Source organism: Paraburkholderia sp. PGU19 (genome assembly GCF_013426915.1).
Taxonomy (GTDB): domain Bacteria; phylum Pseudomonadota; class Gammaproteobacteria; order Burkholderiales; family Burkholderiaceae; genus Paraburkholderia.
In genome coordinates, this window is the sequence record NZ_AP023181.1 from 224,257 (window position 1) to 236,271 (window position 12,015).

The 12,015-nt window shown below is 57.9% G+C and carries 9 protein-coding genes and 6 pseudogenes; 8 read left to right on the plus strand and 7 right to left on the minus strand.

Annotated features, from left to right (window positions below; translation table 11 throughout):
- Positions 1-341 precede the first annotated feature (341 nt).
- From H1204_RS51645 to H1204_RS30900, 7 genes and pseudogenes are all read left to right on the plus strand, one after another.
- Positions 342-485 (plus strand): annotated as a pseudogene (locus H1204_RS51645) (group II intron reverse transcriptase/maturase); the annotation flags it as partial.
- Positions 486-1,015: 530 nt separating this feature from the next.
- Positions 1,016-1,406, plus strand: a pseudogene (locus tag H1204_RS51650) (alpha/beta hydrolase); the annotation flags it as partial.
- A 227-nt stretch (positions 1,407-1,633) separates the two neighbouring features.
- Positions 1,634-2,650, plus strand: a complete 1,017-nt coding sequence (locus tag H1204_RS30885) for a LysR family transcriptional regulator (RefSeq protein WP_180734375.1) — start codon at positions 1,634-1,636, stop codon at positions 2,648-2,650.
- A gap of 285 nt (positions 2,651-2,935) precedes the next feature.
- Complete coding sequence (locus H1204_RS30890; RefSeq protein ID WP_180734376.1) at positions 2,936-3,526, plus strand: TetR/AcrR family transcriptional regulator; 591 nt, start codon at positions 2,936-2,938, stop codon at positions 3,524-3,526.
- A 475-nt stretch (positions 3,527-4,001) separates the two neighbouring features.
- Positions 4,002-4,460: a hypothetical protein gene (locus H1204_RS51655; protein ID WP_243468909.1), complete on the plus strand. Its 459-nt coding sequence runs from the start codon at positions 4,002-4,004 to the stop codon at positions 4,458-4,460.
- Between the two features lie 63 nt (positions 4,461-4,523).
- Entirely contained in the window at positions 4,524-4,937 is a 414-nt protein-coding gene (locus H1204_RS51660; protein WP_243468976.1) for a reverse transcriptase domain-containing protein, read from the plus strand.
- Positions 4,934-5,407 (plus strand): annotated as a pseudogene (locus H1204_RS30900) (integrase core domain-containing protein); the annotation flags it as partial. The gene H1204_RS51660 and the pseudogene H1204_RS30900, both read left to right, overlap by 4 nt.
- 308 nt (positions 5,408-5,715) lie before the next feature.
- Here the strand turns inward: H1204_RS30900 and H1204_RS30905 are convergent.
- The 3 genes from H1204_RS30905 to H1204_RS30915 are packed head-to-tail and all read right to left on the minus strand — an operon-like array spanning position 5,716 to position 8,305.
- On the minus strand, positions 5,716-5,859 hold the full coding sequence (locus H1204_RS30905) for a DUF2474 domain-containing protein (protein WP_180734378.1): 144 nt from the start codon (positions 5,857-5,859) through the stop codon (positions 5,716-5,718).
- Positions 5,859-6,866, minus strand: a complete 1,008-nt coding sequence (cydB, locus tag H1204_RS30910) for a cytochrome d ubiquinol oxidase subunit II (RefSeq protein WP_180734379.1) — start codon at positions 6,864-6,866, stop codon at positions 5,859-5,861. Before cydB ends, H1204_RS30905 begins: the two co-directional genes overlap by 1 nt.
- Before the next feature lie 5 nt (positions 6,867-6,871).
- The gene (locus H1204_RS30915; RefSeq protein WP_180734380.1) at positions 6,872-8,305 is read right to left on the minus strand and encodes a cytochrome ubiquinol oxidase subunit I; all 1,434 of its coding nucleotides are present in this window, start codon (positions 8,303-8,305) and stop codon (positions 6,872-6,874) included.
- A 422-nt stretch (positions 8,306-8,727) separates the two neighbouring features.
- On the opposite strand from H1204_RS30915, the pseudogene H1204_RS30920 reads away from it, so the two are divergent.
- Positions 8,728-8,865, plus strand: a pseudogene (locus tag H1204_RS30920) (IS6 family transposase); the annotation flags it as partial.
- Between the two features lie 162 nt (positions 8,866-9,027).
- On the opposite strand, the pseudogene H1204_RS51665 reads toward H1204_RS30920, so the two are convergent.
- The 4 genes and pseudogenes from H1204_RS51665 to H1204_RS30940 all read right to left on the minus strand — a co-directional run.
- Positions 9,028-9,168: pseudogene (locus tag H1204_RS51665) on the minus strand (group II intron reverse transcriptase/maturase); the annotation flags it as partial.
- Positions 9,169-9,367: 199 nt separating this feature from the next.
- Positions 9,368-9,892, minus strand: a complete 525-nt coding sequence (locus tag H1204_RS30930) for a hypothetical protein (protein WP_180734381.1) — start codon at positions 9,890-9,892, stop codon at positions 9,368-9,370.
- Between the two features lie 193 nt (positions 9,893-10,085).
- Positions 10,086-10,792: pseudogene (locus tag H1204_RS30935) on the minus strand (hypothetical protein).
- Between the two features lie 3 nt (positions 10,793-10,795).
- A complete protein-coding gene (locus H1204_RS30940; protein ID WP_243468910.1) occupies positions 10,796-11,476 on the minus strand; it encodes a hypothetical protein in 681 nt (226 codons plus the stop codon).
- Between the last annotated feature and the right edge of the window lie 539 nt (positions 11,477-12,015).

Genomic DNA, 12,015 nt, shown 5'->3' on the forward strand with positions numbered 1-12,015 from the left:
TGGCAAGTCAAGTCAGCCCTTCCCGTTATCCAATCTATGCCCCTTGAAACTGCAAGTGCATGAACTGTCGCGGATACGCCTTCTTCATCTTGCGTAACCACTCCTCACTGCGCCGTTTGTGCAGTCGCAGTGTCTTGTACTTGCGCTGGGCCCAGCGCACGAGCTTGCAGTCTCGATACCGACTGAGGTTGTGCATGGCCGTCCGATAGAAGGTCCCGTAATAGTTCCACCAGCCGCAGATTGCGGATTGCATTGTTCAGCAAGATCGATCAGTGACATCGACGATAGATAGGGCAGCCACCACCGCACCGTCTGTCTCATCCTTTTCAGGGCGGTAACGCATTGAGTTTGACACCAAGGCGGCGTTCGACCCGATCATGGGCTCGGCTGTACGCAGGCACATCAAGGCGGACTGGATCCTACTGTATATCGAGCGGTGGCTGACTGCGCCGTTCGAGACTGCGGACAGGACGAGGCTGCCACGCGCGGGGTGGTCAGCCCGATCTGCTGCCATTGACTTGGGTAGAGCGATGGCAAGAGATTGACCCGCGCCGTTGTATCTCACAGGCTTGCAGCCCTCAGACCACTTCCGCGTCTTCTGCTCTTCTGCGGTACGGCGCCGGACATCTGGCATCTCCACCCTCGCCAGGTAGCCGAGGCCGAGTCCCCGAGTTCAGGCCGCCGCCCCGCGGACCCCAAACGAAAGTGGCCCACCACATAAAGCAACAACTGGCACATTACACATGAGCCTTTTGGCCGCAATATCTGTGTCGACTTGAAAAAGCCGGTCGGAAGATCGATCTACAGTCCGTTGCGAAGTCGGGCTCTGCACATGACGCTAAAGCAGTTTTTCTGCCGATTTTTTCCGCAATTTTTAAATAGCTGACTGGTCAGCTATTTTCGGGGTAAGCGTAACCGAATGAGGCAGGCGGTCCGATTTTCGACGAAGTGTTCACAGAAGGAGCGGCATCATGTCGACAAAGGAAGGGCTCGCGGGCATCCCACGCGACGCAACATATTGATTGGCGGCGACGCCGCCGCTGGCGGACTGGCAGCTTCGCGGCTCCCCGGCACTGCTCAGGCGCGCAGCGGCCGCTTCGTCGGGCGTCTCGAAGTCTCGCGGCCAGCAGTCGGGCAGCTACATCGCAGCGAACCACGGGACGCAGCTTTACTACAAGGACTGGAGCACTGGCCGTCCCGTCGTGTTCTGTCATGGCTGGCCGTTGAGCTCCGATGGCCGAGAATCGCAGATGATGCCGGTGACGTCAAACGGTTTTCGCGCCATCGCCCACGGCCACCGGGGCTACGGCCGCTCAAGCCAACCGTGGAGCGACAATGAAATGGATACCTATGCCGACGATCTGGCGACCATGTTCGACACCCTCGGTCGGCGGGACGCCATCCTGTGCGTGGAATCGCATCTCCGTGATCTTCGTGGACAGGGCTGCAAGGTTGAAGTGGTGCGCGAACCAGTGGCCGTTCCGAAGTCGCCCGAAGGCGATGGCTAACACGCAGCGCTGGTCAACTTGCGCTATTTCGCGAACGCGATCTGGACCATCGAGGATATGGTCAGGCAGCTCTCGTCAGCACTGACGCCTTGTCTTAGAAAAATCGTGTTTTCAAGGGAGCAACAATGCACAATCATTACTTCCCCTCAGCGGAAGAAGTTACGGATACGCTGTCAGCAGGATACGCGACGAATTACACCGCAGTTATCACCTTCATCGTGGTTGCAAAGGAAGAGAGCTTCGCCAAGGCGGGTGATCGTCTCGGGATCGGAAGATCATCTGTCAGTCGAAACATACAGAAACTCGAACAACAACTCAGAACCAAACTTTTTTCACGTACCACTAGAAGCGTTGGTCTCACTACAGAAGGAGAGCTTTTCTACGAATCTTGCAAACCCGGGATCGATCGCATTTTGGACGCGATTGAACGGATGCGCGACCTGCGCGCTGGCCCACCTCGCGGACTATTACGGATAAGCTCGACAGTCGGTTTTGGCCGAAAGGTCGTCGCACCGCTGCTGACGAAGTTTCGAGGCCTGTATCCTGACGTATCGATCGACTTGATGCTCCACGACGCCGCTGCCAACTTTACTAGCGATGGCGTCGACATCGCTTTCCGAAATGGGAGAGTGGACGATAGTCAGATCATCGCTCGACGCATCATCCCAATGCACATGATCGCTTGCGCCTCTCCCAAATATGCTCTGGAGAATGGGTTGCCCATGAATGTCGAGGAGCTGTCACAGCATCGCGCGGTCAACTTCCGCTTTTCGTCAGGCAGGATATATCAGTGGGAGTTCAAAGTGGACGGTCAATTAATCAAGTACGCCCCCACGGCACACTTGACCTTTAACGACGCAGATCTTGTGCTCAATGCCGTCCTCGACGGACAAGGCATTGCACAGATGGCTGGGTATCAGGTTTTCGATCACATCGCAAAGGGAAAACTGGTTCCCTGCTTGCTGCATTATGCTCCCGATGACCAAAACCATTTCCTGTGCTACTTGAGCAAACAGCACATGCCGTCCCGGATGCGACTCTTTATCGACTTTACGATCGACCAGATAAGGATGCTCAATCTTCAGTGTGCAGTGGACGCAATGCCTCCGCCAGCCCTTCCGGGGGTGCACGGTGAAACCTAATCTGTCTGCTGGACGGCGCCAATCAAGTTGGCACGACCGGCCGTGCTGCTTGACGCTTTCCGGTCTGCTTTCACCGCGGTGATTAGTCTGCCCACTCGTGTCGCCTGTGGCGGAAGTTCTGGGTTTCTAGATTGACGAGGCACGGCTAGCGGTATGGTCTCCGAAGGTATTTATCCGGATATGTGCAGGGCGTGCGCCCATCACGGCACCAGCAACTTTCGACATGTCAATCTGCGGCCGCTCGTACCCGGGCTTATCTTTCTCTTGAAACGTGGGAGTTATGTCATGCCAAGACCTACCAACCCGGAAGTCCGCTCGCGCCTTCTATCGCGCGGTGGCGAAGTGGTATATGAGCGCGGTTTCAACGGTTGTGGTGTGCAGGACATCACAACCGCAGCCGGCGTACCGAAGGGGTCTTTTTACAATTACTTCGAGAGCAAGGAAGCATTTGCTTGCGAAATTCTAGAAGAATATTGGCTTTCGATTACAACTCGGATTGCACCGGTACTATATGAAGCGCGCATCAAGCCGCTCAAACGAATTGCGCGCTTCTTCAAGGACCTTTCCGAGGATCATGCCATACGAAACTTCAGCTATGGGTGTTTAATCGGAAACATATCTCTTGAATTATCCAACGGCAGTGAGGACACGCGGTTAAGGCTTGCAAACTTGTTGACGCGCTGGGAACGAGCGCTAGCCGAATGTTTGAGTGAAGCACAGGAGCGAGGTGAACTGTCCGTAGGACGGAATACCGGCGAACTTGCAGCGATTCTAGTAGAGGCCTACGAGGGGGCAGTTATGCGCAGTAAGGTCGAACAGAGTGGTGCGACCTTTGATCGGTTTGACGCCGTTGTGCTGCCGCGATTACTGGCGTAAATTTTTTCTCTCAGTAATGAAAGAATCATACGTTGAAGGCCTAGCTAGCCACGGCGGCCCCGAGTCATGCGTGTGTATCCGCGAGGCTGCAGGCGAAGCGTTGATAGGGGTACGCGCGGGCCGGGTATTGAGCCGCGTAATAGAGCCTCGAGGCTTGCTGCCGCATTGGGGAGGCAGTAGCGGACCCCGCGCGGTCAGAGACCCTGTGCACGTGCGGAAACACTTTGCTCGGGCACCGGGAAATCCCGCGCTCTACTGGACCCCGCTGGGAAGCGCTGGGTGCAGTGCGCATCGTGAAGCCTGAGGGCGTACGACGATGAGTCATGGGCGCGGGAAGTGCGTAATACTTGGGAAGCTGCCGAACAAGGCTGCGGGTGAAACTCCTGCGGCGGCGGAGGGGGTGGAGGGGAGGCGGCAGGCCAAGGGAAATGCAGTCGCGGCGCGCATGTCCCGCAGTTCGGGGCGGGAATATGGCATGGGAACGGCGCTCGACGGCATACGACAGACGGCCAAAGGCCGACCGGGTGCGAAGTTCACCAACCTGATGCATCACATCTACGCGGTCGACCGCCTGCGGGCAGCCTACTATGCGCTTAAGCGCAAGGCTGCTGCCGGCGTGGACGGCGAGACATGGCAGTCGTACGGGCTGGACCTCGAGGCGCGGCTTCTGGACCTGTCCGCCCGGCTGGCCGGAGGGGCTTACCGGCCCCAGCCTGTCAGACGCGCGTACATCGACAAGGCAGACGGCAGCAAGCGCGCGCTGGGCGTACCGGCACTGGAAGACAAGGTCGTCCAGCTTGCTATGGTCGAGGTACATAACGCGATTTATGAACAGAATTTCGTCGGGTTCAGCTACGGCTTCCGTCCCGGCAAAAGCGCGCACAACGCGCTCGACGCTGTGAGCGTGGGGGTGGGACAGCGGAAGGTGAACTAGATACTCGATGCGGACATCAGCAAGTTCTACGACACGATCGAACACGACTGGCTGATCAGATTCATCGAGCACCGGGTGGCGGACACACGGGTCGTGCGGCTCATCAAGAAGTGGCTGCATGCCGGTGTGCTGGAGTACGGCAGGTTGGCGCAGAGTGAAATCGGTACCGTTCAGGGCGGCAGCATCTCGCCGCTGCTGTTGAACATCTACCTTCATTGTGCGTTCGACCTGTGGGTGAAGCAGTGGCGTGCGCGGCACGCTGAAGGCGACATGATTGTGGTGCGTTATGCCGACGATTGGGTCGCTGGGTTCCAGTACGTACGGGACGCGGATCGCTTCCAGCGCGAAGTGACCGAACGGCTGGCCCGCTTCGGCTTGAAGCTGCGCGAGAGCAAGACGCGGCTGATCGAGTTTGGGCGCTTTGCGAAGTTCTCCGGGACCTTTGCGCACGCGAATCGATACAGCCCGATCAGGTGATTCTGCATTCGGAGAACGGCGGCCCGATGAAAGGCGCGACGATGCTCGCCACCCTCCGAGCGCTGGGTGTCATGCCATCGTTGAGTCGTCCAGGCGTAAGCAACGACACCCCTTACTCCGAGTCACTGTTCAAAACCCTGAAGTACCGGCCCGCTTACCCGCTCAAGGCGTTCGACACCCTGTTTGCCGCACGCGCCTGGGTGGGAGCACTGGTGCGCTGGTACAACCACGAACATCGTCACAGTGCGATCCGGTTCGTGACGCCGGCGCAGCGCCATGCGAATCTCGATCAGGACATCCTGGATCGACGGACCGCGCTCTACGAGAGCGCTAGGCAGCGCAATCAGCTTCGATGGAGATGCCGCACGCGCAACTGGCAACGCATAGATGCCGTTCATCTGAACCCGGATCGCGTCGACCACCAGGGTGTCGCCCCACAACCACCTAACCAGGAGAGAAAGGCCGCCTGAAATTTATTCGTTGAGGCGACAACTAGCTTGAAAATTTCCGCCGCCTCATTTTACATTGACGAACGCGCCAATTTGACAGTGCCTCACAAACATTCGCAATCAGGCAGGGCCGAGCAATTGAGCGGAACTGGTTCGCGCATTCGATCTACACACTGTAGCCGGCTTCGCCAGGATAAACGATCCAGTTCCGGCTGCGCATGGACGCCGATCTGTTTGTCAATCCCTCGATTGACTTACCGTTCCATGTCGAAGCTCACATCCGTCAGCTGTTCACTGACCAGTCATCATCGCAGCACGCCGATTCTGGCTCATCCGCTCAATCCCGCTGCGCGCATCGCAAGGTGCAACAGGCTGGCGACGACGCCGAGCGCGGCAACGCTCGCCGTCCAAAGGGCAACGAGCCATGCAAAGCGGGTTCCCCATTCACGCAGGCTGCTGCGATGCTTTTCCATCAGTGATAGTGCTCGTCTTGCCGGACTTTGCCGCGGAACACGTAGTAAGACCAAGTTGTGTACATCAGGATGAACGGAATGATGAACAGCGCGCCGAGCAGGGTGAAACCCTGGCTCTGCAGCGGCGCGGCAGCATCCCAGATCGATATGCTAGGTGGGACGATATCTGGCCAGATGCTGATCGCGAGCCCGGTGTAGCCGAGAAATGTCAGGGCGAGTACATGGAGGAACGGTCCGGCTTGAGGCGAATGTCGCAATGACCGCCTCAGAGCATACACGGACAACAGCACCAGCAGCGGGACCGGTGAAAACCAGAGAAGATTCGGCAGGCTAAACCATCGTTGCGCAATGCGCGGATGCGCCAGTGGCGTCCAGAGGCTCACAATGACGATGACAGCCAGCAGCACCCAGACCAGATGGCCGGCCAGACGGATCATCGTGCGTTGCAGGCCATGCTCTGTCTTCATGATCAGCCACGTGGCGCCGAGCAGCGCGTACGCGGTGACCACGCCAACACCGCAGAGAAGTGGAAACGGGCGCAGCCAGTCCAGCGGTCCACCGGTGAAGACGTAACCGCTCACCTTTACGCCGTCGATATACGCACCCAGCGCTACGCCCTGGAAGAACGACGCGACGAGCGAGCCCCCGGCGAACGACGCGTCCCATACAGGCCGTTCGCGATCGTTTGCCTTGAAACGGAATTCAAAGGCGACGCCGCGGAAAATCAGCCCGAGCAGCATGAACACGAGTGGCAGATACAGCGCACTGAGCAAAATCGCATATGCGGTGGGAAATGCGGCGAGCAAGCCTGCACCGCCGAGCACGAGCCAGGTTTCGTTGCCGTCCCAGACCGGCGCGACGGTGTTCATCATCATGTCGCGGTCTGCTCGAGCGGAGACGAAGGGAAAGAGGAGCCCGATGCCAAGGTCGAAGCCATCCATCACGACATACATCATGACACCGACAAAGATGATCAATGCCCAGACCAATGACATGTCGAAGCCCATGATCGCTATCTCCCCGTGTCCGTCGCGGCAGTGCCTGCCGCGTCATCGCCGACAGCCGACAGGGGGCGTGCCGGTGTGCGGCTCTGGCCTGGGCCACCCGCCGGTTGTATTGCATCGGGGTAAGGCGTGGGCCCCTTGCGCACGAGGCGCAGAATGTAGGCAATTCCCACGCCGAACACGAAGAAGTACGACACGACGAAGAGCGCCACGGACACCACCAGTTCGGGCACCCCGTGAGGAGAGGACGCATTGGTCGTGCGCATCAGGCCGTAGACGACCCATGGCTGCCGGCCGATCTCGGTCGTGAGCCAACCCGCGAGCAGTGCGAGGAGGCCGGCAGGCGCCATGGCCAGTGCGATGCGCAGGAATGCTCGCTGCCGATAGAGACGCCCATCGCGGCGCAGCGCGAGGCTCCACAGGCCAATCAGGATCATCAGGATACCCAGTCCGACCATCGCGCGAAACGTCCAGAACACGATGGTCGAGTTGGGCCGGTCCTCCGGCGGGAACTCCTTCAAGCCCTTGAACTGCCTGTTCCAGCTGTGCGTGAGGATCAGGCTGCCCAGATGAGGAATCTCGACGGCGAATCGCGTCTGCTCGCGTTGCATGTCCGGCCAGCCGAACAGGATCAGCGGCACCGCCTCGTTGCCGTGGTTCTCCCAATGCCCCTCGACGGCGGCGATCTTCGCGGGCTGATGCTCGAGTGTGTTCAGCCCGTGGGCGTCGCCAACCATTGCCTGAATGGGCGCGACTAGCAGTACCATCCACATCGCCATCGACAGCATCTTGCGGATCGCCTCGTTGTCATTGCCTCGCAGCAGGTGCCAGGCGGCCGATCCCGCCACGAACAGTGCCGTGCTGAGGAAAGCCGCGAGGCTCATGTGAACGAGCCGATACGGGAATGAAGGATTGAAGATGACCTGAAACCAGTGAACAGGCACGACGCGGCCGTCGATGATCTCGTAGCCTTGTGGTGTCTGCATCCAGCTGTTGGACGCCAGGATCCAGGTCGCAGATATCAGTGTGCCCGTTGCGACAAGCGCCGTTGCAACGAAGTGCAGGGTGGGGCCGACCTTGTCCCACCCGAACAGCATCACGCCGAGAAAGCCGGCCTCAAGAAAGAATGCGGTCATCACTTCGTAGGTAAGCAGAGGACCGGTCACGCTTCCGGCGAAATGGGAGAATCCCGCCCAGTTCGTGCCGAACTGGTAGGCCATGACGATACCCGAGACGACGCCCATACTAAAATTGACTGCAAATATCTTGCTCCAGAACTGGTAGAGCTCGCGGTAGACACCGTTGCGTGTACGCAGCCAGCATGCTTCCAGCACTGCCAGATAGTTGGCTAAGCCGATGGTGATCGCAGGGAAAAGAATGTGAAAGGAAACAGTGAAGCCGAACTGGAAGCGGGCGAGGTCTAAGGAAGTCAAGCCAAGCATGCGTTGTTCCTCCAACATGGCGCGAGCGTCCCGCACCGACGCAGCGGACCTTGCGTCGGCGCCGGCCCGTATCTTTTGACAGGGGCCGGCGCGAGCTGGTTATGGACGCGAACAGGCCCTGGCTGATTGCTGAATTCAAAGAACTTCTTGAACAGCTCCGGCGATTGCTGAATGTAGTTGATAGGCTGCGTCATTGATTTCTCCCGCCGACGACGGTAAACACCCCGCTTAGCGGGTGTCGTTAGCGGTAATGCGCCGCACGAAGTCATCGTAGGTGGACGCGGCGTAGAGCGGTAGACACGCAAACTGGCTCACCGTGTTGCCCCTTTGGCACCAATCAAAGGCAAGCAGGCGCGGCGCAGGGTTCTGTCGCACTAAGATGGCCTGTTATACCGCAGTCTACGAGACGAACGATTTGATCGATGAAGCAGAACCTGAATCCGGCTGTGGCGAGGGTGCTGAAGCGCCTGCACTATCCGCTTGATGTAATCCTTCTCTGTGTGCGCTGGTACATTGCGTATCCGCTGAGTCTGCGCCACCTCGAGCAGATGATGGCCGAATGAGGAATTTCGGTTTGCACTGTTGAAAATGGCGATGGGAAATCGGTTAAGGTGTTGGATTGAACGAACTGGTGATCGCCGATGAGTAAGCTGAAAAGTCTTGACGAGTTGTTCGATGGGCGGCATTTTTATCGCGAGATCATCATTCCGTGTGTCCGCTGGTACCTGATGCCGCACGGTATCAAAGTAGGCGCGTAAATCCAGATCTATGACTTGGGTCTTCCACTGGACAATTGCCGTCGCCACCCGATGCACCGCTTCATGCGCGTTACGCTTCGGACGGTAGCCATACGACCCACCCTGCTATCCAGGCTACGGGGTGTCTGACTCTTATCTCGGCAGACCCTCAATTTGACACAAATCAAACTGTCCAAGTTAATTAGTAGTCCAATACGAAGTAAGAACGCTACTGGATTTCGGTTAAATAAATCGTAAGATTATGACTGGTAGTACATATCAATCATGATTTGTCGGATAGGTAAAATTTCGCTCATCCGGGCGTTCATGCCAGTCCTTCCGCGAAGCGGGCAGGGACAGCAGGATCCATGGTCCGGACAAGCATGTTGTCACAGTCGGACTCGCTGAGCGTCGGAAGGCCTGCTCCTACCCGGAGACAGCTGCAGTCGTCCTGCGAATGAATGTCTGGTAGCGTCTGTCCCGCTCGGAACCCGTCTGTTGCCAGGATCCACACGCCGGGGTCGATACCGTTGCATTCCGTCACCTCGGGTCGTTCGAAGCGCTTTGCGTTCAGCGTGCGGGTCACAATCTGATGCCAGGAAGCGGTTGCTTCGATACCCAGCTCGCCGCACGCGTTGGCGAGCGTGTGGCTACGTGTCAGCCATTCCGTCTGTCCGCCTTGAGGACAGTACCCGACGCAACAGTCACCGCAAACCAGAGCGAATGCAGTGGCAGAATCATGTGGCAGGAGCAGCGCCGCATAACATGCCTTCTCATGCAGGAAGCCTTCATGACGCAAGCGTTGCTGTGCTTCGCGCATCAGGTCGACTATTGAGTCTGTTAATGGCATGTCGGATTCGAGTCGCGTGACGAGCTGGTGTATCCAGGTAGCGTTGAACAACACCCCCGCTGACCCTTCGATGAAGCGTCAACGACAACGCAGAAGGTGTAGGTCGGAGACTGGAATACGCCGCATGCGTCCCGGTTCTCGGAGCGGCATAGTCCCCGCTGGCTGCGCCATTGCCATCCCGGCGACGAGGCACTCAATTGAGCGCACCATACGAAACAAGAAGATCCAGGCGCTCGAATATGAGCTGCTCGCGTCCCTGATCGCTGTTGCTTGCTGCCTGCACTGCATATTCAAAGTCACCCATCGTTTGTAGCGCCTTGAGCTGCTCGCTGACATACGCCCGCATCCTGGCGGGCGCCCGCAGCATTTCTTCGGTAATCTCGGGACGTCCGTCAATCAGGGTAAGTATGTCTTCTATGTCCCGACTCGACAGCGGATCGCTATTCCCGCGGGAAAGATAGGCTTCGATTTTGGTGGCAATGAAATATTCGGGCGTACAAGCCTGATACGCAATCCGTCGACGAGTTCCCGCGTCTCCGCACGAGCGAGGGCGTCCTTGTACCACAGGTTGCTAAAGCTCAGAATGGACTCGTCGTCCGGCATAAAGTCGACCCGGAGGCTTCCGAGGTACATGGCACAGATGGGAGCATCCGCTTCCATGTTTTCCCTAAAACCCTTCGTCCTGAGCTGCTCCATCAATTTTTCCCATCCTGTCCGTTTGATGACGTGGACGATGAGATCAACATCATCGGTGTGGCGCACCTGCTGCATGGTGTACTGGTCTGTCAGCAGGAGCGCTGTCGTGCATCCACCAACAAACGCTACCTCTTCACACAGATCCGGTCCCATCGCCTTCGCGACGGCGCAGATCATCGCAAGATGATCGTCGAAAGTAGCCATGCGTTAGTTCTGTAGAAGTTCGTGTAGTTTCCGTACCGCCAGATTTCTTTCGCGCGGCAGCCCCAGGCGAATTGAGTCGGCCAGCGCAAGAAAGACATAAAGGAGTTGATCCTTTCTGACGGCGTGCGGGACGGTCTTGTAAAGCGGCTCGACCGAGGGGCCCGACGTTGCCCCCTTGGGATCGGCCCAAACAGGCGTATGTTCGCTTGCCGCCCGCAACTCTCCGCCGAAGACGGGCGCCGTCAGTCCTGTGGCTATGCCACGCGTCAGCCCGAGCATTTTGACAGGGAACACATATTTGAGCCCATAGACCAAGAACTCTTCAAGCCCCTTGCGATTGGTGGAGGGCGTGCCGCTGCGTTGCAGTTTCGCCAGCCCGTTCGCATAACAGCGACAGAGTATGTTGCTCACTTCGGATTTGCTGATGCCAGTCGCATCCGCGAGCGAACGGACACTGTAGTGGTCCGGGTCTGAAGTTTGTGACTCGACGGGAGGAAGTTCCTCGAGCAGGTCCGCGGGATCGCCTTCCCAGTCCTGCCATCGCTCCGGCGCTGGCGGTGAAGGAAACATGGGTATGATCTTCGCCGGTTCAGCCTTGGCTTTCAGGCTTTGCTCAAGCGACACGAGTTTCAGCAGCAGGAAGATATCTTGACTTTTCACAGCTCGGCGGGATTGTTTGTCCACGGTCCATGGACAGTGGACAGATTTTTGCGTGTGATGACTGGCTTGTCAAGATTTTCGGAAATTTCCGAAAGAGGTAAGGGCAAATCGTGCGCTGACGGGTGCATGGATGCACTTTGTCAACGACGGTGTGGATGAGGAAGATATGAGTTGACAGCGTGGCAAACGCGAAATTTTTGATGTCCACTGTCCATGGACCGTGGACCGTGGACATCCAATTCTGCGCTGATTCCGCCATGTCAAGTGAAGGGGGCTGGCTGGCGTAGAACCGACGCAAGTTGGCTGTCGTATCGCACGTTCGGCCATCGCGACTGGCTTTTGGGACACTCGATCGACAAATAGGTAAATATTACCGTTTTAACGTTTCCATACCCGTTCGTTCCCGGTATCTCATGGCGACCATCGAGGCGAGCCTGATAAAGGAGGCGGAAAGCGGCCTGGCCAAACAGTGGCTGGTTGCTTGCAGCGCCTCGGGACGGGAAGCCAGTCGCCTCCTGGCCCGATCGGGACGAGGCTCTCGCCGACGTGGCAAGGCAAGTCAG

What these genes read in the sequence shown, in the direction of transcription:
- H1204_RS30890 (WP_180734376.1), top strand. Translation starts at nt 2,936, where the DNA reads ATGCCAAGACCTACCAACCCGGAAGTCCGCTCGCGCCTTCTATCGCGC.
- H1204_RS30930 (WP_180734381.1), bottom strand. Translation starts at nt 9,892, where the DNA reads ATGCCATTAACAGACTCAATAGTCGACCTGATGCGCGAAGCACAGCAA.
- H1204_RS30905 (WP_180734378.1), bottom strand. Translation starts at nt 5,859, where the DNA reads ATGGAAAAGCATCGCAGCAGCCTGCGTGAATGGGGAACCCGCTTTGCA.
- H1204_RS51655 (WP_243468909.1), top strand. Translation starts at nt 4,002, where the DNA reads ATGGGAACGGCGCTCGACGGCATACGACAGACGGCCAAAGGCCGACCG.
- H1204_RS30885 (WP_180734375.1), top strand. Translation starts at nt 1,634, where the DNA reads ATGCACAATCATTACTTCCCCTCAGCGGAAGAAGTTACGGATACGCTG.
- H1204_RS30915 (WP_180734380.1), bottom strand. Translation starts at nt 8,305, where the DNA reads ATGCTTGGCTTGACTTCCTTAGACCTCGCCCGCTTCCAGTTCGGCTTC.
- cydB (WP_180734379.1), bottom strand. Translation starts at nt 6,866, where the DNA reads ATGGGCTTCGACATGTCATTGGTCTGGGCATTGATCATCTTTGTCGGT.